Below are 26243 nucleotides of genomic sequence, written 5' to 3'. Positions count from 1 at the left end.
AATAGAATTTATTTTGTCCCAGGTATTAATTCCAAAATTTCTTTCACAGGCATACATAAGTCATTTGCTTCATAAGAACGTCCATGTAAAAGAATCGATTTTGCAGTATTAAGCATGGCCGGATATGCACTACGCAACATATGATTGGCATAAATAACAATATTTATCCCCCAAGAAGCTAACTCTTCATCCGTTATGTGATTATAAGTTGTGGGAACGACGACAATAGGTATAGACTTATTTACGGCCCGAATAGACTGACAAAAGAGCTTAATATCTTCACCTGACTTATCTTTACTATGAATCATAATGCCATCAGCACCAGCATTAATATATGCTAAAGCCCTTTCCATAGCATCATCTAGACCTTTGCCCGCTATATAACTTTCAATACGAGCAATAATCATAAAATCATTAGTAACCTGAGCACGTTTACCAGCTTTTATCTTATCACAAAATCCCTCAATCGTATCTTGCGTTTGAATAGCATCAGTTCCAAAAAGTGAATTCTTTTTCAGTCCAATTTTATCTTCAATAATCACAGCTGAAATACCTAAACGTTCTAATGTGCGAACTGTGAAAACAAAATGTTCTATTTTACCTCCTGTGTCACCATCGAATATAACTGGTTTTGTAGTACACTCTAAGGCATCATTTAAGTCATGTAAGCGTGTTGTTAAGTCAACAGCCTCAATATCAGGCTTCCCTTTAGAAGTAGAATCCGTTAAACTACTGGACCACATGCCATCAAACTCACGTTTTGTACCATTAATTTCAACGGAAGTATTTTCTATAATTAATCCTGTTAACCCACTATGAGATTCACAAATACGTACTATCGGTTTAGCCTCAATTAAACGTCTTAACCTCTTTAAACGAATTTCCGGAGTTGTCCCTATTTCTTTTAATTTTAGATTTAGATCAGTAGAAGAAATTCCTTTAGTATAAGGGACATCTATTACCTTACCACCCCATTGGGAAATAACTTCGATAACCCTTCGCCTCGTTTCTTTCTGAACACCCTCTTTCCAATCATCTCCATGAACCACAAAATCGGGTTTTAAAAGTTCAAGATTAGGAACATAGTCCAAAGTAGTTTGTGGAATCACTTCATCAACTCCCTTTAAATTTCGAACAACTAAAGAACGCTGTTCATAATTCAAATAAGGTAAACGTTTATAGCTAGCAATAGCTGCATCTGTTAGAACTCCAACAGTTACACACCCCAATTTTTGAGCTTCATGAATAATATTCAAATGACCGGGATGAATAATATCAGCACTCATCCCAACATATACTCTTTTTCTTTCCATAAAATATATTCAATTTTATAACACTTCAATATTTATCTATTTTTATCTCTTACCCTGTCAAACCATAAATTCAGTCCCACCCACACAGCAATATCCGCCAAAAGCATCACCGTGTTGTCAACCACCGGAACCAACAGAATATTCACCGCACTAAATGCACAAGAAATCAGCAAGATCGTTATCATCGCCTTTCTTGGTGTGAAACCCATTGCCAGGAACTTATGATGAATATGGTTCTTGTCCGGTTCGAAAGGGCTCTTGCCACTACGAACACGAACCATCACCACACGGATCACGTCGAATGCCGGGACAATCAGCGTACTGAAAGCAATCACGAAAGCACCTTCGGTATACGGGGTGACATCCGGATTGTACTGGCTGTATTTGATGGCAAGGAAAGAGAGCACATAGCCCAAAGTCAGGCTGCCCGTATCACCCATAAAAATCTTACGGGCACGTTCCGCACTGCCGAACACGTTATAGTAAAAGAAAGGGACCAGCACACCGAACGTGGCAAAGGCGAGCATGCTGTACGTCCAAAGTTCTTTCTGCATGAACAGGAAGCCGAAGACAAGCAAGGCAACGCTGCTCAGACCGGAAGCAAGACCGTCGATACCGTCAATCAGATTGATGGCATTGGTGATAAAGACAACCAGAAGAACCGTAAAAGGCATACCTATCCAGGCAGGAAGGGCATACAGACCGAAAAGCCCGTAGAAGTTATTGATCCAAAGGCCGGCCAGGGGAAAAAACGAGGCACAGATGATCTGGATCACAAATTTCTGACGGTAGCGCACTCCGACAAGGTCATCGGCAATACCCGTCAGATAAAGCAAAGTCATCCCACAGACCAGAAACATGCACTCGGGCAGCAAGTACACCGCACGGAGGACAGGAACATCATAACCCATCAGAATGCGAAGTGCGAACACACCGCAAGAGGATAACAGGATGGTGGGAAAGAAAGAGACACCGCCCAAACGGGGAATAGCACGTTTATGAACCTTGCGCTCACTCGGCATATCGAAAAGCTTCTTCCGCAAAGAAATAAGCAGGATGCGGGGAATGATAAGCCGGGCAATCGAAGCAGAGATGACAAAAGCCAATATGATGAAAAGGATATTCAAGACAAAGGGGATTTAGGTTATATACAGTGTTGTGTCGAAAAAGAAAAGAGTTCACTCCTCTACTTCCCAGCTGGGATAAGGATTCTCTTCAAGGCTGCGGAGTTGTTCGGCAATCTCACATTCATCGCCGGAAAGGGCACGTCCTCCCCAACTGTCGATGATGCTGTGTGCCTCACGGGAGAGATCGTCGTCAAATACTTCACCATAGCAATAAGTCAGAAGCTGCACCTTCAGCAAAGAAGCGGGCAGGCGGTCGAGCACTTCCCAACAACGGTTCAGGATCTGCTGGATGCGGACTTCCTTGTCACCGTTATTGTAGATCGTCGCGTTATAACCCATCAGAAGCGAAAGGCACAAACGGGCTTCTTCCTCGTCGGTGGAGCCATGATGGGGATATAAAGTGTTGGCACGGCTGAGTACATCACCGTTCAACCGGCTGAAGTGGTCGCTGTAGATGGGGCTGCCATCGGAACCCAGATACAGAAGTTCGTGCGCCAAGGTGTACAAAGCGGTAATTTGAGAATCTAAAGAGTTCATGGGAATATTTACTATTTACGATTTACTGTCTGCTATTTTACTGTTTAAAGATCGAGCGGCTCGATTAGAGAAGGATGGATGTAGGTGGTGGCAACGGCCATCACTCCCTGAATGGAAACCATCACGCGACGGTCGTTTTTCACACGGATGAACTCACCTTCGACACCGGCAAAAAGACCACCCGTCACACGCACACGCTGTCCTTTACGGAAGGCTACAGCGGAAGGCTCCAGGTAAACCAGTTGCTGCTCGTAACTGCCGGCAACCGCCATGAAGCTGCGCATCTGGGAGTCCGGAACAACAATCGGCTGGCGGCTTTCCCGATCCATGATATAACGGATCGGAAGGGATACACCCATCTCTTCTTTGATACGGTCGATACGTTCACGGCACGAACGGACGAATACCAGATTATGAACAGCGGGAACCAGTTTACGCACTCGGCGTTCGTTCTTCACGATATACTCATAGCGCATCGGGATGAAATTCTCGATGGATTCGCTGTCAAGGTACGTTTTCAAAGAAAGTTCGCGGCTGTAGGTGACTCGCACAGCATACCAATGGATGTTGTCGGATTCCTTCACTAAAGGGTATTCTTTGGGGACACCGGAGTACGAAAGTACCTCCCGGTCAGATGATGTAATGCGAATATCAGTATTACTTGCATTCATGTGATCTCAAGACTCTCCCCTATCACAGCAGGAGAACGATGAAATGTTATGTAAGTACCCTGAAATCGACCATTTCCAAGAAACAGAAGAATTTCAGAGATAAAGTTCTATGAACGAATGAATTAGAAGTCATTGATGTTTCAAAAAACGTTCGTTTGTTTAAACACCATTTTTGACAGAATTTTAAAATCTCCAAAAAGAAAAATTCAAAAAAAGAAAAGCTAATTTAAGAGTTTTAATAATTGATTGATTCACAGATAGATAAAAGTACCATTAAAAGAGAAAACAAATTTATTTATAAAAATATTTTGCTATAATAAAAATGCTGTTTACCTTTGTTCCATTGAACGAACGTTTTTTGAAACATACTCTTTTCTATTTACACTAAAATCCCCCTATTCACCGACGCCCTTTATATAATCGCACACACGCGTACACGCATAATACTCTCTTTTTAAATTGATTTTACCCTGTCATGAAAACAGGTCAGGTATACTTAACCTGTTTTCATGACAGGGTAAAACATCAATTAAAAGTAAACAATATACGCGTATATAACGGATTATATACTAAGAACAGTTAATTTTGCCTTCGTAACAATAAATCACATTAGACAAAATGAGCAAAAAAAACCGAATGAAGGAATGATTCTCAACATAGAAGACATTCCTTATGTAGTAATTACAAACGGAAAAACTGACGAGAGTAAGAGAATTTTAGAAACACTGGAAAAGAAACCGGAAAAACTCGACATAACTACTCACAGAGAGCTGGTTATCCTCTTTTTCTTATGGTTGAATTACCTGCAAAAAGGAACGAAAAAGCGCAAAGGAATCCGTGAATTGGCACATATCATGTACCGTATGCTATACTTCGGACAGAAACAAACCCCCACAAAGGAGATGTCAGTACAATCCATTGAAACAGAAATATTTAACACACTAAAATTTCTGAAAGAGGAGAAAAAGGGAACGGATAAAGATCTGGAAACAAACATCTTAGACGAAATAAAGACATTCTTCAAAGAAAACGTCTAACAAGGTTTATAAAATCATCCCTAATTTTACAGCCGCAGACACTTACGTCGAGCTTAAAGAAAACAGAAAAATGGAAAACATTAGTATTACTACTTACAGGGGCTTCAGCAAAGTAAAAGGGAGATGCTCCCTGAATGAATTAATCGAAAAGGTACGCAGCAGTCGCTATGCCGCCCTGATTGAGAAAATAGGAAGGCTTATCAGTGAAGGGAAAACCAAGGAAGCGGAGAACGTAAAACGGCAGCTGGACTACTTCACCGTCACGGCAAACTACCACGAATGCAGGCTGGCGCATAGTATCGCCGCATACAATGACATCATCACCATCGACCTGGACCATCTGCCCGAAAAGGAGCTGGACCGGATACGGGCCCTGATAGAAACAGACGAAGCGACACTCGCCTGCTTCCTCACCGCCAAGCAACACGGATTCAAGGTGCTCGCCTATCCGGTAAGCCTCGAAGCGGAAGGGTGGCGAAACGCGTTCTTCCGGACACCGGCAATCACTTACAGCCGGTTGGAACAGTATCACGCGGGAATGTACGAACTGGCCCGTAAACACTACGAGAAACTTCTGGAGACGGAAGTGGACACCAGCGGAAAGGACTTGTCGAGAGGTGTCTTCGCTTCGTATGACCCGAGGGCGTTTTACTCTCCCCGGCGGGTGGCACACATCCCGGAACGGACATTCACCATCGAAGCCCCCGAACCTGCACGGAGGGGAAGGCAGAAGGAAGAGCCCGCAACGGACCCAACAGGGGAAGTCAGCGCCTACACGTGCATGGAATTCAACAAATGCCTCAGCTCTACCCGCAGGCTGATGAAATACACAGAGGGAAACCGCAATTCGTTCCTCTTTACCCTGGGAAACAAATGTTTCCGAAAGGGACTTGAAGAGGCGGAAGTCAAGCGTCTGGCAGCAGTGAAATTAGGGGAGGACGGACAGATGGATACAGACACCCCCATCGCGAACGCCTACACATATACGGACAGAACGGAACGGGCAGAGGAGAAAAAAAAGATACCGCCCGTGGAACAGGTGATAGACTATCTGGACAGGAATTACGCTTTCAGGCGAAATACGGTACTCGACCGACTGGAGATGTGCGACTTGTCCAAAACGAAGGAGGGAAAATCATTCTACGCCATGCGGAACAAGGATCTCAACTCCATCTTCCTGAACATCAGCAGACAGGGCATCGTCTATCCGCTCAACAGCCTGAAGTCGGTCATCGACTCGGACTATACACCGGAGTTCAATCCCTTTACCGACTACTTCGGAGGAAACGTGCGGTGGGACAGGACAACCGACCACATCGGGAAACTGGCGGACACCATACAAGCGGAGGATCAGGAATTCTGGAGGGAAGGATTCCGGCGCTGGATCGTAGCCATGGTGGCCTCGGCACTCCAACCGGGTAAAGCCAACCAGCAAGCCCTGGTGCTGCACGGGGCGCAGGGAAAAGGAAAAAGTACCTGGATACGACACCTGCTATCCCCGGAACTCGGAGAATATTACCGCAACGGAATGATAGACCCGGCAAACAAGGACGACCTCTTGCTGCTATCCACCCGGCTGCTGATCAACATGGAGGAGTTTGAGGGTGTAAAGACAGGAGACATCGCCGAACTCAAACGGATCATCGGACAGGAGAACGTCACCATCCGGAAGGTATACGACACTCAGGCGCAGCTTTATCCCCGGAGGGCATCGTTCATCGGCAGCACCAACAACATGCAGTTCCTCAGAGATTACGGAGGAAACCGGCGCTTCCTGGTCATTCCCGTAAAAACCATCGACTACCGCACTCCGGTAGACCACAAAGGGGTATACGCACAGGCGGTGCAACTGATAGAAGACGGTTTCCGCTATTGGTTTGAAGGAAACGAGATAGACGACATCAACACCCGAAACGAACGCCACCGCATGAAAGACCCACTGGAAGAGAACCTGTATGTTTACTTCCGTCCGGCAGGAGAAAAGGACTTTGAGGTGAAATGGAAACCCGCCGCCGCAATACTGGCTACTCTATCTGTATACGGACGGACACAAGCCAACGCGCAAACGCAACAAGTGTTGGTACAGATTCTGGAAAGGGATGCCTTCGGCAAGCGTGTAAACGTCCATGGCATTACGGAGTATGCCGTAGTGGAACTCAGCCAGCAGGAGGTGAGCGAAAACTTCAGGAAAAGGGAGAAGGGAAAGGAGACGGAAGAGTTACCGTTTTAAAAGTATCGGAAAGAAGGAGATAGAAGAGAAATACCCCGTAAGAATATATGTAATCGAAATAACATATATTGTTACAGGGCAGGACATATATTGGCGTTTTATTGACAAAAAGATATTAGCTATTTTAATTAGACTCCACACCTACTACAAACGACATACATATCAACAATTTTATCCTTATAGGCTTGACATATGAACAACACAACAACTCCCAATTCAAACCTTGTAATGGATTCTAATGATTCAGTTAAATATATTCAGATAGTATTATTCTATTAAAAACAACATATTTAAGAACAATGTAGAATAATCCAATAATTGTATTTTTCAAAAACAACTTTCATCTGGGTCGCAAATACCTAAATTTAGGTATTTGCGACCCAGATGAAAGTTCGTATTTTTGTATTCAGAAGCTATTTAGGATTCATTAATATTTATACATTCATATTATTATTGACTTCATTAAACCTTAGCAAACTATTTATTCATCATTAATAAAGAAAAAACTATGAAGTATTATCTGCTGTTTTATTCACTTATTTTTTTATTTATTTTTTGTTCGTGTTACGATGAATCTCTTAATTTTGATCATGATATAACCCAAAAAGATCTTGATTCCAATTACACCTTTATTATGAACGAAGCAGATGCTCTAGATCTTGTTTCGTATTTTATAAATAGTATGGAAAACAGCCCAGCCACTCGAGTAGCTTCTTTAGATACTAGAGAAGTTGAAGGCATTGTTACCTTTCCTAAAACAAGGGCAAATCTCCTTCCGGAATGGTTACAAGAGTTCAATAAGAGATTTTATATTGTAAATATGAAAAATGACAAGGGATATGCTATAATTTCTAAAGACGAACGTGCATTCCCATTTTATGCTATTTTAGATCATGGACGGTTTAACTTTAATAGCATTGATTCTGTTTCAACATCTATCTATCAAGGATTTATAAGAAGAAATAAGATAGATATTGAAAGATCAGATTCTCTATATTTAAACAAATCATTATTTCCCTTAACGCGTAGTAGCTTAGATGATAAAACCTTTTTTCAAATCAAAGAATTAAAGAAAGGACTATTCCGTGGGTTTGGAAGATCTTCTAATTATCTTCTAAAAACGAGATGGACTCAAAATGTTACGAGACCCAATATTTATTTGCAAAAAAGTGGAGCAACCTATTATGATGTATATGGTAATACCACGAGAAGCGCTACAATAAATACAGGTGATGGTAGTATTCAAAGTACAAGATTATTTGGTTGTACTCCAGTTGCTTTTGGTCAAGTTTTGTATGGTCTAAGAAGTCATAAAGGTGTCAAAGATTTATGCTATTCTAATGGACAACCAGTCTTATGGGACAGAATGGAAAAAGGTATGAATCCAGAGGTTGAACGTTTTCTAGGCTGGATCACAATGAACTGTTCTCCAAAAGTTGTTGATATTACTTTTTTAGGAACTTCATTAACTAAACCCGGAGTAATGGTCCACAATGTAGATGCAAAAAATTTTATTAAAAAAATTCTAGGAGATCATTTAGATATTCAATATGATAATTGCGTTATATGGGCTGGTGATTTAAATGGCTTTACAGGAAATAATGAAGGAAAAAAAATCGCAGAAAAGTTTTATACAACAAATAAAGAATGTTTTGCAATATTCACCGGATCCCAAAAGACAATGCCTTCCGACTACCACAGTTACGTTGTCGACAGAATGTGTGAAATTCTAATGAAACATAGAGGGGTAATTGTTACGCCGAAGGAAATTGTTGAGAGCTTTACACCAGCACAAACCAATATAATGAAAGAACAAGGATTGTTAGTAATAGAGACTAATCCTAATCGCATTATCTATCATGAACCTTATTCAGTGACAATTTGTCATGTAAACTATGGCTGGGGCAATAAACATAATGGTTATTATTATTATTTTAATGAGAGAACCGATGGTGGATTAAAATATGAAGGTAATGAAGGGTTTAATAATAATTTCAACCACAATCTTGCTTATACTATTATAACTCCGAAATAAAGTAATGAAAGAATTAAAAAGACAGAACCAAATGGAAATATTAAAAAAAGGATATAAAATCTTTGTACTATTATTCAGTATAATTATTATTGCCTATTCTTGTAGAGACGGTGGAGTAGCCGCTGTGGTTAATTTCAAGCCGAATCCTATCCGATTTTCAAAAGAAGGGGGAGAATATACCATCAAGGTCAAAGGGAGTCGCGGTCCGCAATGGGATTATACCAACTGTACCACCCATTCAGGTAAGGAGGAAACAATGAAAATGGATACCATTGATAATATTGTTCATATAAGCAATGATTGGATTGAGTTTATGTTTAATTCTGGAGCAAATTGTAAATACATTGATGTGAAAGTAAAGCCGAATAATTCTGATATGAGAAGAAGTTTGATATTCAATGTCTGGAGTGTCGCTTTACCTACACAACTAGCTGTTTATCAAGATTAAAATAAAAAAGCTTCGTTACCACAAAAGAGAAAAGTACGAACAAAATTTATTCCGGCTACTTTTATCTGTTTGATTGCTGAATACATACAGATGATAAAGGTATTTGTATCATCTTATTTTTGAACTTGTGCATAAATTGCACAAGTTCAACTTCTTATCAAATCCTCCGAACCAATACCGGTATTGGTTTCTCTCCAATTTTATGCTCCCGGCTCTCCCATATATCGAAAGATCAGACGAACTTCCTTGGGCGTAAATGAATGGCGGTATTTATAGTATCCCACCTCCTCGAGCGCAGCCATCAGGAGTTTGTTGTGCCGCATCCAACGGCTGAGATTATTGAGGGCGGCATTCGCAGACAAATGGGGTGCATAAAGCAGAGCCAACTCGACTTTTGTATATACACGGATAGGAAACTCTCTCTCGTCATCTTCTAAATCTTTCATGTTTTTCAATTTTAAATTAATAAATAATCGGAACTTTACAATAGCATAAAGATAGCAAAAACAAACGATATATTACAACAAAAGTCATACTATTTCACAAAACATTCATTGATTTTCCATCTTTTATCCATACCGCCTCAACCCACGTCAACAAGCACAAAACAGGGGTTACAAAGCGGTATCTTTGACATACCGGAAGAAAGGGAAAGAGCTCGTCCGACCTTCCGGATGCATTCTTAATTATTAACCATAAAAAACTATCAGACAATGGCAGTTCCATACAAAAAAATCGCGAGAAAGGATCCGCGAAAAGCGGATGCTATAGAGAAATTTTATCCGCAACTGGTCACTTTAGGTCAAAGCGCAAGCCTGGAAAGCATTGCGTACGAAATGAAGGAGAAAAGTTCGTTATCATTGGGAGATATCAAAAGTGTACTCACCAATTTTGTAGAGGCGATGCGTACCTCACTCTACAACGGGCAGTCGGTCAATATCCGGGATTTCGGAGTATTCAGCCTTTCGGCACGCACCAAAGGGGTGGATACGGAAAAAGACTGTACGGCCAAAAACATAATGGCGGTGAAAATAAACTTTCGTCCGTCGTCGAGCGTACGTCCGAACCTGACATCGACCCGGGCCGGTGACAGAATCGAGTTTATCGACATCAAAGCGGCACTGGAAGGAAAGGAAACGGGAAAAGACGGTGACGGAGACATTGTGGATGACCCGACGGCATAAATCAGAATCACATGAAAGGAGGTGTAGAAAAATGAAGAAATCAAACTGGAACACAATTTTAAAAGTTATGATCGCAGTGGCATCTGCCATACTGGGAGTCCTTGGAGGAAATGCGATGAACTTGTAGGCAACGAAAGCTAAAAGGGATGTGTCATAACTCTTTTCACCACGGAGTAGCACAGAGTATCACAGAGTCTTTTCATTAATAATCAACAACTTAAAATCACCTCTGTGTCACTCTGTGGTGGGTTTTGATACATCCTCTTCAGTTTTCGTACTATCAACCGTTTCCGATCTTATTTTGCTACCATCACCTCGACATCATATCCCATAAACAGTCCGTTTTCTATAACACCCGTCACCGACTTGATTTCTTTTTCAAGAGACGAATGAATATTGCTGAACCAGGCATCGAGAATCAGGTTTCCACTTTCGGTGATCACAGGACCATCTTTACCTTTAGCCGGCCTCAGTTGGGTACGTGAAGCACCCATTGCCCGGATTTCCCTCTCTACGTAGGGCAAAGCCATCGGAAAGACTTCGACGGGGACAGGAAAACGGCTTCCCAGAAAAGAAACCTGTTTGCTTTCGTCCACCAAAATGAAAGTACGATTGCTGCTGCTTATCAGCAGCTTCTCCTTGAACAGCGCTCCGCCTCTTCCCTTGATCAGATTGCGGTCGGGATCTACTTCATCTGCTCCATCGAAGGTCCAGTCGGGACGGCACATCCATAAAGTAGTCTGCGGAATGCCCAAGCGGACACATTCCATCGATATCTCCATCGAAGCAGGGATTACGGTGACGTGCAGATTCTCCGTACGTATCCTTTCGGCAATAGCGAGCAATGCCAGATATACGGTCGATCCGGAGCCAGCCCCAATGACCTCGCCTTCTTGTACGCGCATGGCAATCATACGGGCCAACCTCTCTTTACTCTTCCGGTTGGTTATCGTGTCCGGCCATTGGAGATGTTCCATCAAACTACTTTCCCATTTCATAATAAAACCTGTTTATAACAGATAACAACTTATTTCACCCTACGGTTCAGCTGGTTATTGGCTTTTGAAGGTTTCGACTTTCCGATCCGCTTACCGGTAGGTTTCTTGCCTCCCGAAGCTTTGGGACGTCCGCTACCCGGACGGTCACTGCTATTTCCGCTCTTCTTCATAAAAATCTTCATTATAATATTTACCTAAATACCTGCGGGCTATGAAATCCCAGTTCTCGTGCAACAGCCTCCTGCCATCCCCGAAAGGAAAAGCGACCTCCGGCAATAAGCCGTGCTGCATGGCATAGTGCAACAAGTCGATGGGACAAAGCCCCGGAATATAAAACAATTCGGCCCCTTCTTGTTCGGCAATCTCCGGATTATATTCCGGATTTCGTTCGTCGCGGAAACAAGCGGCAATATTGGGAGCCAGCAAGACACCTTTCGGATTGGCAAAAAACACAAAATCTTCTTCATCGGCCAACTCGGGCATTAACAAATCTTCTTCATCGGCCCACTTCAACGCATCGACACAGAAGCGACGCAAATCAACATAGTCTTTTAAATATACAACCTGTTTTCCTCCGGAAGCACTCAGGAAGTTCGCTACATCACGGGGGAGATTCATTTCCGGCAAGACATCCAAAACAGGACCCGGAGGGGGTAACAAGGCACGGACATCCGGAAACCACTCCGTGGATTCATCACCGGTAAGGGGAGCCTGTTCAAAATGGGCATCGAGCACCGCATATACATCGGATGCGAGCTGAAGCAGAGAACTGTCAAACGGATTCCAAGGAGACGGAGAACTATCCGTGACGGGAGAAAGAAGCGTCCACAGCAGAAAAGATACATCCTCGGGATTTATTTCATCATCGGCATACGACTCTGTCAGTGTGTAAAAAGGCAGGAAACGTCCATACAACTGTTTATGCAACCGGATGAATGTATTCCAGCTACCGGAATTATTCACACAATCTTCCAGATACCAGGTGAAATAGAGAACAGCCCGGTTCTTATGAATCATCTGTCCGGTAAGCTCCGACTTCTCAAGTACGGGCAACAGCCTGTTGGCAAAATCCACGTACCACTGATCGGTATCTGCCGATTGCATGCGTGGATGGGCTTCCATCCACTGTTGACGATATATTTTTTGCAATTTCATGAATTGGAGTGTTGATTTACGGAAACAAATGTACTTCTTTTCTGATAAGATTAGCTACATTTGCGGCAATTAATGAACTTTACGGCAATGGATATTACGCTCAGAACGCTCACGGAAAACGACTTGCCTTTTGTAAAAGACATCTACGATTATTACACCCTCCACACGACAGTGGTGTACTTTGTACACTGCGCCTCCATCGACGAACTGAAAAACTACATCCCCGTAGGCGATCCCGTCTACCGGTCGTTCATCATTGAAACTCCCGAAGGAACTCCCTGCGGATTCTGCTACTTCGCACGTTTCAAGCCCCGAGAAGCCTTCCGCATTTCGGTAGAACTGACCCTCTACCTGAAGCCGGAGTTCACAGGTCAGGGGTATGGAAAACAAACCATACTCCGACTGGAAGATATCATCCGGCAAGAAGGCTTCAGCAATATAATGGCACTGGTTTCGGGAGAAAACGAAGCCAGCATACGCCTGTTTGAGAGATGTGGCTTCGAGTGTTGCGCAAACATCCGGCAGGTAGCGGAAAAGTTCGGCAAAAAACTGGATTTGAGGATGTATCAGAAAATCTTATAAGCCTCCTTATACTGCCGAACTGTTCTCAGAGTCTCTTTAAAGCCAGCTTAATGACTTTCTCCACCGGAGCATCGGGCTCTTCCTTCAGAATGGCAAGCACCACTTTCTGAGAAGGCGCTGCGGCAAAGCCCAGCATCGTCAAGGCGGCAACGGCTTCTTCCTGCACTTCAGCATTCATTGCCGGCAACAAAGCACCGGCAGCACCTCCCACGGCAGTTGCAGCCATGGCACCGGTTTTAATTTTATCTTTCAAATCGACAATGACCCTTTGCGCTGTTTTCAGTCCGATACCCTTCACCGTCTTCAGCATATTGGCATTTTCGGTACTGATCACATTCACCAGTTCGGCTGGTGAAAGAGCGGAAAGAATCATGCGGGCCGTGTTTCCTCCAATGCCCGAAACGGAAATCAGCAGCAGGAAAAGTTCCCGTTCCTGCTTGTCGACAAAGCCATATAAAACGTAAGCATCTTCGCGGATGGCTTCGTAGATATAGAGTTTACAACTGCTCTTACCCTGAATGGCAGAATAAGTGTTGAGTGATATATTAACGGCATATCCTAATCCGTTACAATCGATAACTGCGGTTGCCGGACTCAGTTCGGCAATCTCGCCTTTGATGTATTCTATCATAATGGTTATAATCAGAACGCAAAGATAATAAATATTGTGCTTCACGAACCTTGAATAACAAAAACTAACTTTAACACCCCTAAGAGACTCAAAAACAAAGAAAATGACTAATTTTGCAACCGAAATAAAGAAATGTGTTAAACAAAACCAATAAAAAGATGAAAAAAGTAAGAGCAGCCATCGTAGGTTATGGCAATATTGGTCGTTATGTGCTGGAAGCCCTCCAAGCGGCTCCCGATTTTGAGATAGCAGGTGTGGTTCGTCGTGCAGGTGCCGAGAACAAGCCGGCTGAACTGAATGATTACGCAGTAGTTAAAGATATAAAGGAACTTCAGGGAGTAGACGTGGCTATTCTTTGTACTCCGACCCGCAGCGTTGAGAAATACGCAAAAGAAATCCTCGCAATGGGAATCAATACAGTGGACAGTTTCGATATCCACACCGGAATCGTAGATCTCCGCCGTGAACTGGGTGCTTGCGCCAAAGAACACGGGGCGGTATCGATCATCTCGGCCGGATGGGATCCGGGAAGCGACTCCATCGTACGCACCATGCTCGAGGCTATTGCTCCGAAAGGCATCACTTACACCAACTTCGGTCCGGGTATGAGCATGGGCCACACGGTAGCCGTGAAAGCAATCGACGGAGTGAAAGCGGCTTTGTCAATGACCATCCCCACAGGAACGGGAATCCACCGCCGCATGGTATACATCGAACTGAAAGACGGATATAAATTTGAAGACGTGGCAGCCGCAATCAAATCGGACGCTTATTTCGTGAACGACGAAACCCACGTAAAGCAAGTGCCGAGCGTGGATGCACTCTTGGACATGGGACACGGTGTAAACCTGACCCGCAAAGGTGTATCGGGAAAAACCCAGAATCAGTTGTTCGAATTCAACATGCGCATCAACAATCCCGCACTGACCGCACAGGTACTGGTATGCGTGGCACGCGCTTCGATGAAGCAGCAACCGGGATGCTACACCATGGTGGAAGTACCGGTAATCGACTTGTTGCCGGGCGACCGCGAAGAATGGATCGGACATCTGGTATAAATCTGCTGCCTGATACAAGATACTTCTAAAAAGGAAAGGATGACCGCAGATTTTAAGAGGGTGTGTCGAAACTCTCAAATCTGCGGTCATCTTATTAAATTGCTACCACATCACCTATATACACACGAATGGAGAACAAGCGATATTCACACGGCGAAGAATTATCCAACACCCTGAGTCATGGTGCAGGCATTCTGTTAGGTATCACCGCAGGATATTTTCTGTTGGAAAAAGCACTTGCCAACCCACATCCCCATTGGGCGGCAGGTTGTGTGCTGGTCTACCTGGCGGGAATGCTGGCATCCTATATCAGTTCTACCTGGTATCACGGTTCAAGACCCGGCAGCCGTAAAGAACTTCTCCGCAAATTCGACCACGGCGCCATCTACCTGCACATAGCAGGCACTTATACCCCGTTTACCTTATTGGTATTGCGCCATGCCGGTGGCTGGGGCTGGGGAATATTCGCTTTCGTATGGCTGTCGGCCATCGTAGGCTTCATACTGGCCTTCAAAAAGCTGAAAGAACACAGTAATCTTGAAACAGTCTGCTTCGTCGGAATGGGTTCTGCCATCCTGGTAGCCCTGAAACCTTTGATGGACTGCCTCTCCGCCATCGGAGCTTCTCCCGCCTTCTGGTGGCTTATCGGAGGAGGGGCTTCCTACATCATGGGAGCCGTATTTTATTCGTTGCGAAAACCTTATACACATGCTGTTTTCCACCTGTTTTGTCTGGGCGGAAGCATAGGGCATATCATAGCTATCTGGCTGATTCTTTAGCAAACTTCATTTAAATTTCATGCCCGAAAGTTTCCCGTTTTGGAAAACTTTCTGTATCAGGAAGAAAGAAAAGTTCTCCAAAAATTCTTGTTAAAACAAGAACAACTTATTGCTTTAACTGTTACCTTTGTAGCAGATTTCAGTACTAAAAAGAGGTTTAGTCATAAGGGAACGCTGTGCAAATCGGCGACAGTACCCGCTGCTGTAATTCTCTGAGAATCCGCACACTATGCCACTGCGCCCAGCGTGGGAAGGCGTTGCGAGGGAGAGATAAGTCAGAAGACCTGCTGAAAAAGTAAACATATTAAAAAAAATCTAAAGCTTTCGGGAGTTAAAGTTATGAACTACGCGGAAATTTGTATCATCAAACGAGATGGTAAAAGGGAGGACTTCTCCATCAGTAAAATCAAGAACGCTGTATCAAAAGCGTTTAGTGCCACAGGAATCAATGATGAACAGCAATTGATTGCTGACATCACGATGAACGTAATCGGACAATTTGCATCTCCTACCATTACGGTAGAAGAAATTCAGGACCTGGTAGAAAAAGAGCTGATGAAGGTTCGTCCGGAAGTAGCCAAAAAGTACATCATCTATCGGGAATGGCGAAACACCGAACGAGACAAAAAGACTCAGATGAAGCATGTGATGGACGGTATCGTAGCTATCGATAAAAACGATGTCAACCTGAGCAACGCCAATATGAGCAGTCATACCCCCGCCGGACAGATGATGACATTTGCCTCGGAAGTAACCAAAGACTATACATATAAATATCTGTTGCCGAAACGTTTTGCCGAGGCGCACCAATTGGGAGACATCCACATCCATGACCTGGATTACTACCCGACCAAAACCACGACTTGCATCCAGTATGACATGGATGACCTCTTCGAACGTGGATTCCGAACCAAGAACGGCAGTATACGTACCCCGCAAAGCATTCAAAGTTATGCTACCCTGGCTACCATTATTTTCCAGACTAACCAGAACGAACAGCACGGGGGTCAGGCCATACCGGCATTCGACTTCTTTATGGCAAAAGGCGTGAGCAAATCATTCCGTAAACACCTGGCATCATTCATCAGCTTCTATGTACAGATGAACAAGGGTGAAGAAATAGAAGAAAAGGCTATCCGTACAGTGATTGCCGAACATCTGTCGTCTATCAAAGCATCGGAACTGGAACGCGAAACATTGCGCATGGGCCTGACTGCCCTGCAGATCAATATCGACAAAGAACATCTGAACCAAATTATAGAGAAAGCATTTGTGCAGACTCAGAAAGATACGCACCAGGCCATGGAAGGCTTTATCCATAACCTGAACACAATGCACTCACGCGGTGGAAACCAGGTAGTGTTCAGTTCGATCAATTATGGAACAGACACTTCGGCCGAAGGACGCATGGTGATTGAAGAATTACTGAAAGCAACCGTAGAGGGACTGGGCACAAGGGGAGAAGTGCCGGTATTCCCCATTCAGATATTCAAGATAAAAAACGGAGTATCGTACACAGAAGCCGATTATGAAAAGGCTATGGCTAATTTCGATGCTGCCATGGAAGGTAAATTAAAATTTGAAGCACCCAACTTCGACCTGTTCCTAAAAGCTTGCCACACTACGGCAAAAGCACTCTTCCCTAACTTTATGTTTCTGGATGCCCCGTTCAACCAAAACGAAAAATGGGACGCCAACGACCCGCAACGTTACCGTTACGAACTGGCCACCATGGGATGCCGCACACGTGTGTTTGAGAACGTAGCCGGCGAGAAATCGTCTTTGGGACGCGGAAACCTTTCGTTCACTACACTCAATATGCCGCGCCTTGCCATCGAAGCCCGTATCAAAGCAGAAAATATGACGGAGGACGGACACAATAAAGATGCCGTCGAGAGAAAGGCTAAAGAAATTTTCATCGAATCGATACATGAAACGGCTACCTTGATAGCCGAACAACTCTACGAGCGCTATCAATATCAGCGTACAGCCTTGGCACGCCAATTCCCCTTCATGATGGGAAATGATGTATGGAAAGGAGGAGCTGCCCTGAACCCGAACGAACAAGTAGGCGACGTGCTGCGCAGTGGTACGCTGGGTATCGGCTTCCTGGGTGGACACAATGCCATGGTGGCTCTCTATGGAGAGGGACACGGACACAACCAGAAGGCATGGGACACCCTTTATGAAGCCGTGCTGGAAATCAACAAGGTGGCTGATGAATACAAAGCCAAATACAATCTGAACTATTCGGTGCTGGCTACACCCGCCGAAGGACTTTCGGGACGTTTCACCCGTATGGACCGCCGTAAATACGGAAAAATCAAAGGAGTGACAGACAACGATTATTATGTCAATTCTTTCCATGTGGATGTAAAAGAACCGATCAGCATTGTAGAAAAAATAAAAAGAGAGGCTCCGTTCCACGCTATCACCCGCGGAGGGCACATCACTTATGTGGAACTGGACGGAGAAGCCCAGAAAAACGTACGCGCCATTGCCAAGATCGTAAAAGTAATGTTTGACGAAGGCATCGGCTACGGTTCTATCAACCACCCGGTAGACACCTGCCACAACTGCGGATACAAAGGAGTGATTTACGATAAATGTCCCGTATGCCAAAGTGAGAATATCCTGCGCATGCGCCGTATCACAGGTTATCTGACGGGCGACCTGAGTTCGTGGAACTCCGCCAAACGGGCAGAAGAGAGAGATCGCGTGAAGCATCTGTAATAAAGTCATGAATATACTTTATACATATCCGGAAACGATTGTCGATGGAGAAGGTATCCGGTATTCCATCTATCTGGCAGGTTGCCGGCACGGCTGTCCGGGTTGTCATAATCCGGAAAGTTGGAATCCGCAGGCCGGAGATGAATTGACAGAAAAGCGTCTGGACTGCATCATCCGTGAAATCAATTCGAATCCGTTACTGGATGGCGTGACTTTCTCCGGCGGAGATCCCCTTTACAACCCGGAAGCGTTTCTTCCGCTTATCCGGAGGATAAAAGAAGAGACAGGACAGAATATCTGGTGCTATACAGGATATACGTACGAAGAGATTCAGGCAGATCCGGCACTGGCTGCCGTACTACCTTATATAGATGTATTGGTGGACGGACGCTTCAGACAAGAACTTTACTCTCCACATCTGGAATTCAGAGGTAGCAGCAATCAGAGGATTATCAGGCTGACATACACATGAAGGCGTATCGGAAGCAGAACTACAGATGACACAGATTTACATGGATTGCTGATTCATTTTGCTGATTATCAACAATAAGATCCAGTGTAAATCTGTGTCATCCGTATTGAAAAAGACTTCCGCTACATGCCTCGCTGAAATTCATGAATTAAAAAAACTTATATATCATTGTCCTCTCAAACCGAAGAAGCTTGACTTTGTTTACCTTTGTGGCAGTTCTTTTAAAAGGTTCTTTATGGCTCAGCTTACACAAACTTCGGAAATTGACGAAACTGACGGTCTCCCCCTCCATCGCCGCATCTGGGCAGTTGTCGGCATCTCTTTCGCCTTATGTATGTCGGTGCTCGACATCAATATCATCAATGTAGTACTCCCGACCCTCTCGCACGACTTCGGAACTTCACCTGCGGTCACAACCTGGATCATCAACGGGTATCAGCTCGCCATTGTGATATCGCTGCTTTCGTTTTCGTCGTTAGGCGAAATATACGGATACCGGAAGATCTTTCTTTCAGGCATTGCCATGTTCATAGTCACTTCCCTGATATGTGCGCTGTCCCATTCGTTCTGGACTCTGACCCTTGCCCGCATTTTCCAGGGCTTCAGCGCCTCAGCCATCACGAGTGTCAACACTGCCCAGTTACGTACCATCTATCCCCGAAATCAGATAGGAAGAGGCATGGGGATCAATGCCATGGTAGTGGCCATATCGGCTGCAGCCGGACCTTCGGTGGCAAGCGGCATTCTTTCCATCGCCTCGTGGCATTGGTTGTTTGCCATCAATGTCCCTCTGGGACTTGCAGCCCTGATATTGGGATGCAAGTACCTGCCGAGAAAAGAAGAACGTTCCAACCGGAAATTCGATAAGCTCAGTGCCATAGCCAACGCTATCACCTTCGGACTGCTTATCTATACACTGGACGGATTTGCCCATCACGAGAAAAACGATTATATAGCCATCCAACTGGCTGTATTGGCCATTGTCGGCACGTATTATGTCCACAGGCAACTGAACCAGCCATCCCCTCTTTTACCGCTCGACCTACTGGGAATACCTATCTTCAGGTTATCGATCCTGACTTCCATCTGTTCGTTCACGGCACAGATGCTGGCTATGGTTTCTCTTCCTTTTTTCCTGCAAAACTCACTGGGATACAGCGAAGTAATGACGGGATTGCTGCTGACTCCGTGGCCCATCGCCACATTGGTGACAGCACCGGCAGCCGGATACCTTGTGGAGCGCATCCATCCCGGCATACTGGGTAGTATCGGTATGGCATTATTCTGCATCGGGCTCTATTCTTTATCTACATTAACAGCAGATTCATCGGTCATCAGTATCATTCTGCGATTGATGCTTTGCGGTGCAGGTTTCGGTATTTTCCAGACGCCCAACAACAGTACAATCATCTCTTCCGCCCCTACACAACGTTCGGGGGGAGCCAGCGGAATGTTGGGTATGGCACGGCTTTTAGGACAGACATTCGGTACAACGCTGGTTGCTTTACTCTTCAGTTTCGTAGTACACGAAAAAAGTACAGCGGTCTGTCTGATAGCAGGCAGCGGATTTGCTTTTGTCGCAGCAGTAGTGAGTAGTATGCGGCTTTCACAACCTTCTACGTTAAAGACAAAAACTCAATAATCATTCATTAGTATTCAGTCTCTCTCACAACTTCTACCAAGCGGGCAAAGTCCTCCGGATGTACATCTCCGATGTTACCGATACGGAAAGTATCCGCTTTTGAGATTTTTCCGGGATAGATAACAAATCCCTTAGCTTTCAGAGCAGTATAGAAATCTTTAAAATCGAATCCTGCTTTCGGGTAAAGGAAGGAAGTGATGATAGGCGACTGGATGGCATCATCGAGCAAAGTCTTGAATCCCAACGAACGCATACCCTCCACCAATACCCGGTGATTCTCGCAATAACGCCGGTAGCGCGCCTCTACTCCTCCCTCTTCAATCAGTTCGGTAAGAGCTTGCTTGAATGCACGCACCACGTGGGTGGGCGAAGTGAAGCGCCATTTGCCATGTCCTTTCTCCATTGTCTCCCACTGGTCATAAATATCGAGTGAAAGTGAGCGGGCAACTCCTTTGCAACGCATCAACTCGGAACGACGGGCAATGATGAATCCAAAACCCGGCACACCCTGGATGCACTTATTGGCACTGCTGATCAGGAAATCGATTCCCAGTTCACTGACATCCATCGGGATACCTCCGAAGCTGCTCATAGCATCCACAATAAGCTTCTTACCATGCATTTTCACGACATGCGCCAACTCTTTCAACGGATTCAGGATACCGGTAGTCGTTTCGCAGTGAACGAAAGCCACGTGAGTAATGTCTGAGTTATTGCTCAGGTAATCGTCTACATAGTCTACCGATACCTGTTCCGTTTCTTCAAAAGCAAGGAGATCATAGTCGATATGATAATATTCGGCAATATTTCCCATACGGTCACCATAAGCACCATTACTGCAAATCAGAAGTTTATCGTTCTTTCCGATGGCAGCACCGATAACTGCTTCCACACAATAAGTGCCGCTACCTTGCAAAAGTACGGAAGTGTACTCCTCCGTATTGCGAGTGGCAATGCCTACCAGTTGTTTACGCATTTCCTCCACAATGTGCAGGTTATAATCCTCGTCCCATGTACACCAGTCGGTCATCATGGTTTCTTTTACGGTTTCTGATGTGGTAAGAGGTCCGGGAGTTAATAACAAATAAGGTTTCATATCGTTTTAAGAATTGAGTTTTGAATTAATAGTTTGAATCAGTGCGGGAAGTTCTTCGATGCTACGAATGACGTAAGAGGCTCCCGCAGCCAGCATACGTTCTTTGACTTCGGAGACGCGGGCTTCGAGTTCAGTTTCGGACAGACTGCCGGCCTCCTTCTCAGTAAGTGCCATTTCATTACTGCCCAACACGATTCCCACACTCCATACTTTAGCGTTGACACCTTCTTTGATGTCAGCAATGGTATCACCTACTTTAACCACGGTATCGAGACACGGCACGCCCAGTTTTGTGAGATTCTCGAAAACCATGTACGGAGCCGGACGTCCGGCAGGCAGCAGATTCGGAGTAGCACAATAGTCTACACGATAACCTTTAGCCTCAGCCGCAGGTTGCACCACGTCCATCATTTCACGCGTATAACCGGTAGTAGAGCCTATCTTCAGTCCTTCGGCACGGAGTTTTTCCAAGGTAGGGATTACACCCGGAATAGGATCTGTGTACTCTTTCAGAGAAGCAAAAAGATATTTCTCAAACAGCCGGTTCAGTTCCACCACGTCTTCCTCCGTCCAGTCACGCTGATAGCGGGCAGTGAATTGCTCGTTCACTTCGGGCATAGTCAGCAGTTCACGAATGTGCTGAATCTTGGGCAACCCCATCGGTTTGCGGGTTTGCACGACGTCAATCGTCAGCCCTTTTTCGTCAAAGGCCTTGATGAAGGCGGCCACCGGAGCGAAACATCCGTAGTCGACCGCAGTTCCGGCCCAGTCCATAATGATACATTCAATCTTTTTCATTTTATATCTATTTTTCCTTGTTTTTGAATCCGGTGCAAATGTAGGGCATAGCGGACAGAGCAAAAATGAATTTGCAGGATTCATTTCATTTATATTCTGCAGGGTTCTGCTGAAATATTAATGTAACATTCATATCATGATTATATAATCCAAAAGTCATATATTTGCAATGCAAACAACGTGTCGATATACCATGAACGAACTTGAAGAGATATACAAAAGAATAGAATACCTCCGTAACAACGGAGTGAAAATGAAGGAAATAGCCGACTGGATCAATATGGCCCCCAGTGTGTTGTCCGCACTCTATTCGAGTGTACTTCCTGCTTACCTGAATCTGCAAAAAACCAAAACACAGGAAGAGGCACTGGACGAAGCACTGGCTTTGGTGAACAATGTGTCGAAAAAACGCCTGCTTGGCAATCTGAGCGGAATGAAGGAGCGCTTGTTCGACCTGGAACCCGATCAGGAAACAAACAACATGGGAAATACGTTCCTGAAACTCCTGGAAAAAGAAATGCAGGGGTCTGTAGAAGAAGTGTATAATTATAGCGGTACATATCTGAGTTACAGTCTCTCTTCATCGACTGACAGTCTCAAGGCAGAACCCTATCTGATCTGCGCATCAGAGAATAATGATTACGTCAAAGTAGGCATGATCAATGCTTATAAATCGGTACATTGGGGAAGCGGCATCATCAGCAATCATCAAAACTCCTATCTGATGTTCAACGAACGGGAACTGCCACAGTTTGCCATGGTCACCATTTATCTGCAACTGCCACATTATGAATATCCCAACATGCTAAAGGGATTGTATCTATGCCTGGACTACAACCACAACCCGATAGCGCGGAGAATCGTCCTGGTGAAGCAATCGGACAGCACGGATATAGACGCATTTCTGAAAATGGAAGGCAGACTGATTCCCAAAGCGGAACTGACACCGGAAGAAGAGATCTATTATAACTATACATGCCAGGAAGGCGACTACATAAAAACCTGTACAGTACCGTCACCCAAGTTGGATGAATCGGATCTGGAGAGAGAAAAGAAGATGCTGAAAATATAAAAAACTACAATTAACGATAATAAACCACGAGCTGCAAGTATCCGCGGAATAATCACGCAATCACTTGCAGCTCGTAGTTTATTTATAAGATGTTACTTCCGTCTAAAAGAAGAACCTCAGTATATCATTGAAATTTGCCCAAATCAAGAGACCGAACAACAGGATCATACCCGTCATCTGTGCATATTCCATAAATTTATCACTCGGCTTGCGGCGGGCAATGATTTCATAGAACAAGAACAGTACGTGTCCACCATCCAGTGCAGGGATAGGCAGGATGTTCATAAACGCAAGGATGATAGACAGGAAAGCGGTCATGTACCAGAACTGGTGCCAGTTCCAGGTTGCAGGGAAAATACTGCCGATGGTTCCGAAACCACCCAACTGTTTGGCACCCTCCTTGGAGAAGAGATATTTCATATTACCCACATAACCTTTCAACGTCTTCACCCCCAACGCCGCACCGGCAGGGAATGATTCGAAAAAGCCATACTCCTTCTTTATAACAGGAAGAAGCTGATCTGTATACAGAATAGCCACTACCCCCATCTTGAAAGCGGAGTCAGTGACCACAGTCAGCATATCTGTCTTTCCGTCGCGTACATAAGTCAACGTGATCTGGTGCGGATCGAGGCTATCTTTCTGTAATGCTGCTACATTCTTTCTTCGGTCAGCCATAGCCATCAGGAAGTCCGAATAAGAAATCGACTTTCCATCGAGGGCAATGATACTGTCTCCCTGCTGGATACCGGCTATTGCCGCAGGCGAATGAGCCATTACACTGTCAACCACATAAGGAATGCGGAATTCAGCAAAACGAACACTGTCAGCCAACAGGCGTTGCATCATATCTTCGGGAATATACACAGAAGCCTTTTTACCCTCACGCAACACGGTCACCTCACGAGCATCGGCAATCTGGCTAAGCATATCCGGGTCATAACGTACAAAGTCAACTCCATCGGCTGACAACAGAACATCTCCATCCTGAAAGCCGACAGCCTTAGCTGTTTCATTAAACTCCATACCCAACGGTGCCTGCTGCACGGGAACGTACTGATCTCCCCATTTAAACAGAATCATCGAGTAGATGAACAAGGCCAGGAGGAAGTTGAACAACACGCCGCCTACCATAATCAACAGGCGTTGCCATGCAGGTTTGGAGCGGAACTCCCATGGTTGTTCGGGTTGTTTCATCTGCTCCGTATCCATTGACTCGTCAATCATACCGGCAATCTTGACATAACCTCCCAAAGGCAGCCAACCGACAGCATATTCTGTCTCACTTTTTTTAGGTTTAAATTTGAATAGTGTGAACCAAGGGTCAAAGAATAAGCAAAATTTTTCTACCCGTACTTTAAACAGGCGGGCAAAGAGAAAGTGCCCCCCTTCATGAATGATGACGAGCAAAGATAAGCTCATAATCAATTGCAGGGCACGGATTAAAAATGTTTCCATCAGATTATTTACAATTTATTTATTTACAAATTAATTCACGGGCAATCCGGCGTGCTTCCGCATCGGTTGCCACATAGTCATCATAGGTAGGAGTCTGTACGAAAGATACCTGTCCCATGGTCTGTTCTATCACATCACTCATGCCGAGAAAGCTGATTTCATCACGAAGGAAAGCAGCCACTACCACTTCATTAGCCGCATTGACAATGCAGGGCATATTCCCTCCCCTATACATCGATTCGTAAGCCAAGGCCAGATTACGGAACCGCTTGGTATCGGGTTGCTCAAAAGTAAGATTCGTACATTTCGAAAAGTCAAGCCGGTCAAAAGACGAGTTGACACGATCCGGATAAGAGAAAGCGTACTGGATAGGCAGACGCATATCCGGCATACCCAACTGGGCCTTTACGGCTCCATCCTCGAATTGTACCATCGAATGGATAACAGACTGCGGATGTACTACCACCTCTATCTGACTGGGATGTACTCCAAACAGCCATTTAGCTTCAATCACTTCAAAGCCTTTGTTCATCATCGAAGCAGAATCAATGGTGATCTTGGCTCCCATTTCCCAATTCGGATGCTTCAATGCCTGCACCTTCGTCACGGTTTTCAGCTGATCCATGGTACATGTACGGAAAGGACCACCGGAAGCAGTCAGAATTACTTTCTCGATCGGATTGCCCACCTCTCCGGCCAAACACTGAAACACGGCTGAATGTTCAGAATCGACAGGAAGAATCGGTGTACGGTATTGCTGCGCCAACTGATTAATCAGCTCTCCGGCAACAACCAGCGTCTCCTTGTTGGCAAGCGCAATCGCTTTTCCGGCACGAATGGCATTCATGGTCGGCTTCAGCCCTGCATAGCCTACCATAGCTGTCAGTACGACGTCGATAGGACCGGACTCTACAATCTGGCATAAAGCGGCAGTACCGGCGTAAACTTTAACAGGCAGATCGCTGAGGGCCTCTTTCAGTTGTACATATTTCTCTTCGTTAGCTATAACCACAGCCTCAGGCAGGAACTTACGTGCCTGAGCTATCAGGAGATCTACCTTATTATAGGCAGTCAGTGCATAAACTTCATACAGTTCGGAATGCTCCTCGATAACCTGTAAGGCCTGTGTACCGATAGAGCCCGTAGAACCTAAGATAGCTATTTGTTTTTTCTTTATCTCGTTCATT

At 44.8% G+C, this 26243-nt stretch carries 26 protein-coding genes and 1 riboswitch; of the genes, 13 read left to right on the top strand and 13 right to left on the bottom strand.

Annotated features, from left to right (window positions below; genetic code table 11):
- Positions 1-8 precede the first annotated feature (8 nt).
- From aepX to JZY04_RS02220, 4 genes are read right to left on the bottom strand one after another with little or no spacing between them, the layout of a single operon-like run.
- Complete coding sequence (gene aepX / locus JZY04_RS02235) at positions 9-1313, bottom strand: phosphoenolpyruvate mutase (RefSeq protein ID WP_122142511.1); 1305 nt, start codon at positions 1311-1313, stop codon at positions 9-11.
- 32 nt (positions 1314-1345) lie between these two features.
- Positions 1346-2440: an MraY family glycosyltransferase gene (locus tag JZY04_RS02230; protein WP_122142510.1), complete on the bottom strand. Its 1095-nt coding sequence runs from the start codon at positions 2438-2440 to the stop codon at positions 1346-1348.
- Positions 2441-2491: 51 nt separating this feature from the next.
- Positions 2492-2977 carry a UpxZ family transcription anti-terminator antagonist gene (locus tag JZY04_RS02225; protein ID WP_122142509.1) on the bottom strand — a complete coding sequence of 162 codons (486 nt, stop codon included), beginning with the start codon at positions 2975-2977 and terminating at the stop codon, positions 2492-2494.
- A 44-nt stretch (positions 2978-3021) separates the two neighbouring features.
- Positions 3022-3561, bottom strand: a complete 540-nt coding sequence (locus JZY04_RS02220; protein ID WP_005781154.1) for a UpxY family transcription antiterminator — start codon at positions 3559-3561, stop codon at positions 3022-3024.
- Between the two features lie 731 nt (positions 3562-4292).
- Here JZY04_RS02220 and JZY04_RS02215 point away from each other — a divergent pair.
- The 4 genes from JZY04_RS02215 to JZY04_RS02200 all read left to right on the top strand — a co-directional run bounded on the left by JZY04_RS02215 (position 4293) and on the right by JZY04_RS02200 (position 9398).
- Entirely contained in the window at positions 4293-4685 is a 393-nt protein-coding gene (locus JZY04_RS02215) for a hypothetical protein (RefSeq protein WP_005808201.1), read from the top strand.
- Between the two features lie 70 nt (positions 4686-4755).
- Positions 4756-6915 (top strand): VapE domain-containing protein, encoded by a 2160-nt coding sequence (locus tag JZY04_RS02210; RefSeq protein WP_122142508.1) that lies wholly within the window; start codon positions 4756-4758, stop codon positions 6913-6915.
- Between the two features lie 508 nt (positions 6916-7423).
- On the top strand, positions 7424-8950 hold the full coding sequence (locus JZY04_RS02205) for a Spi family protease inhibitor (protein ID WP_122142507.1): 1527 nt from the start codon (positions 7424-7426) through the stop codon (positions 8948-8950).
- A gap of 4 nt (positions 8951-8954) precedes the next feature.
- Positions 8955-9398, top strand: coding sequence for a BACON domain-containing protein (locus JZY04_RS02200; RefSeq protein WP_010993437.1), 444 nt, complete (start codon positions 8955-8957; stop codon positions 9396-9398).
- A gap of 200 nt (positions 9399-9598) precedes the next feature.
- Here JZY04_RS02200 and JZY04_RS02195 read toward each other — a convergent pair whose 3' ends face one another.
- Positions 9599-9844, bottom strand: coding sequence for a DUF4248 domain-containing protein (locus tag JZY04_RS02195; RefSeq protein WP_122142506.1), 246 nt, complete (start codon positions 9842-9844; stop codon positions 9599-9601).
- Between the two features lie 267 nt (positions 9845-10111).
- Between JZY04_RS02195 and JZY04_RS02190 the strand changes: the two genes are divergently transcribed.
- Positions 10112-10582: an HU family DNA-binding protein gene (locus tag JZY04_RS02190; protein ID WP_005808205.1), complete on the top strand. Its 471-nt coding sequence runs from the start codon at positions 10112-10114 to the stop codon at positions 10580-10582.
- 31 nt (positions 10583-10613) lie between these two features.
- Positions 10614-10709, top strand: a complete 96-nt coding sequence (locus tag JZY04_RS02185) for a smalltalk protein (RefSeq protein ID WP_156127618.1) — start codon at positions 10614-10616, stop codon at positions 10707-10709.
- A 169-nt stretch (positions 10710-10878) separates the two neighbouring features.
- Here JZY04_RS02185 and rpiA read toward each other — a convergent pair whose 3' ends face one another.
- From rpiA to JZY04_RS02170, 3 genes are read right to left on the bottom strand one after another with little or no spacing between them, the layout of a single operon-like run.
- Entirely contained in the window at positions 10879-11580 is a 702-nt protein-coding gene (rpiA, locus tag JZY04_RS02180; protein ID WP_122142505.1) for a ribose 5-phosphate isomerase A, read from the bottom strand.
- 29 nt (positions 11581-11609) lie between these two features.
- Complete coding sequence (locus JZY04_RS02175; protein ID WP_005808208.1) at positions 11610-11750, bottom strand: hypothetical protein; 141 nt, start codon at positions 11748-11750, stop codon at positions 11610-11612.
- Positions 11731-12735 (bottom strand): DUF3843 family protein, encoded by a 1005-nt coding sequence (locus JZY04_RS02170; RefSeq protein WP_122142504.1) that lies wholly within the window; start codon positions 12733-12735, stop codon positions 11731-11733. Before JZY04_RS02170 ends, JZY04_RS02175 begins: the two co-directional genes overlap by 20 nt.
- A gap of 72 nt (positions 12736-12807) precedes the next feature.
- On the opposite strand from JZY04_RS02170, the gene JZY04_RS02165 reads away from it, so the two are divergent.
- The gene (locus tag JZY04_RS02165; RefSeq protein WP_032542745.1) at positions 12808-13317 is read left to right on the top strand and encodes a GNAT family N-acetyltransferase; all 510 of its coding nucleotides are present in this window, start codon (positions 12808-12810) and stop codon (positions 13315-13317) included.
- Positions 13318-13342: 25 nt separating this feature from the next.
- Here JZY04_RS02165 and ruvA read toward each other — a convergent pair whose 3' ends face one another.
- The gene (gene ruvA / locus JZY04_RS02160) at positions 13343-13948 is read right to left on the bottom strand and encodes a Holliday junction branch migration protein RuvA (protein WP_005781178.1); all 606 of its coding nucleotides are present in this window, start codon (positions 13946-13948) and stop codon (positions 13343-13345) included.
- A 158-nt stretch (positions 13949-14106) separates the two neighbouring features.
- Between ruvA and JZY04_RS02155 the strand changes: the two genes are divergently transcribed.
- From JZY04_RS02155 to JZY04_RS02135, 5 genes are all read left to right on the top strand, one after another.
- On the top strand, positions 14107-15006 hold the full coding sequence (locus tag JZY04_RS02155) for a diaminopimelate dehydrogenase (RefSeq protein ID WP_005821599.1): 900 nt from the start codon (positions 14107-14109) through the stop codon (positions 15004-15006).
- Between the two features lie 128 nt (positions 15007-15134).
- Complete coding sequence (locus JZY04_RS02150; RefSeq protein ID WP_005808222.1) at positions 15135-15785, top strand: hemolysin III family protein; 651 nt, start codon at positions 15135-15137, stop codon at positions 15783-15785.
- A 123-nt stretch (positions 15786-15908) separates the two neighbouring features.
- Positions 15909-16092: riboswitch (cobalamin riboswitch) on the top strand.
- Positions 16093-16124: 32 nt separating this feature from the next.
- Entirely contained in the window at positions 16125-18518 is a 2394-nt protein-coding gene (locus JZY04_RS02145; RefSeq protein ID WP_122142503.1) for an anaerobic ribonucleoside triphosphate reductase, read from the top strand.
- Positions 18519-18525: 7 nt separating this feature from the next.
- On the top strand, positions 18526-18990 hold the full coding sequence (gene nrdG, locus JZY04_RS02140; protein ID WP_005781186.1) for an anaerobic ribonucleoside-triphosphate reductase activating protein: 465 nt from the start codon (positions 18526-18528) through the stop codon (positions 18988-18990).
- Between the two features lie 235 nt (positions 18991-19225).
- On the top strand, positions 19226-20632 hold the full coding sequence (locus JZY04_RS02135; RefSeq protein WP_005808227.1) for an MFS transporter: 1407 nt from the start codon (positions 19226-19228) through the stop codon (positions 20630-20632).
- A gap of 7 nt (positions 20633-20639) precedes the next feature.
- Here JZY04_RS02135 and phnW read toward each other — a convergent pair whose 3' ends face one another.
- Positions 20640-21728, bottom strand: a complete 1089-nt coding sequence (phnW, locus tag JZY04_RS02130) for a 2-aminoethylphosphonate--pyruvate transaminase (RefSeq protein WP_005808229.1) — start codon at positions 21726-21728, stop codon at positions 20640-20642.
- A 6-nt stretch (positions 21729-21734) separates the two neighbouring features.
- Positions 21735-22526, bottom strand: coding sequence for a phosphonoacetaldehyde hydrolase (gene phnX, locus JZY04_RS02125; RefSeq protein ID WP_122142502.1), 792 nt, complete (start codon positions 22524-22526; stop codon positions 21735-21737).
- A gap of 193 nt (positions 22527-22719) precedes the next feature.
- Here phnX and JZY04_RS02120 point away from each other — a divergent pair, with 193 nt between their 5' ends.
- Positions 22720-23598 (top strand): hypothetical protein, encoded by an 879-nt coding sequence (locus JZY04_RS02120; protein WP_005808233.1) that lies wholly within the window; start codon positions 22720-22722, stop codon positions 23596-23598.
- 102 nt (positions 23599-23700) lie between these two features.
- Here JZY04_RS02120 and rseP read toward each other — a convergent pair whose 3' ends face one another.
- The gene (gene rseP / locus JZY04_RS02115; RefSeq protein ID WP_122142501.1) at positions 23701-25056 is read right to left on the bottom strand and encodes an RIP metalloprotease RseP; all 1356 of its coding nucleotides are present in this window, start codon (positions 25054-25056) and stop codon (positions 23701-23703) included.
- A gap of 19 nt (positions 25057-25075) precedes the next feature.
- On the bottom strand, positions 25076-26242 hold the full coding sequence (locus JZY04_RS02110; protein ID WP_032531951.1) for a 1-deoxy-D-xylulose-5-phosphate reductoisomerase: 1167 nt from the start codon (positions 26240-26242) through the stop codon (positions 25076-25078).
- Between the last annotated feature and the right edge of the window lies 1 nt (position 26243).

The organism is Bacteroides sp. 11BF (assembly GCF_019633765.1).
GTDB lineage: Bacteria > Bacteroidota > Bacteroidia > Bacteroidales > Bacteroidaceae > Bacteroides > Bacteroides hominis.
This window is presented reverse-complemented; position numbering and strand designations above follow the sequence as displayed.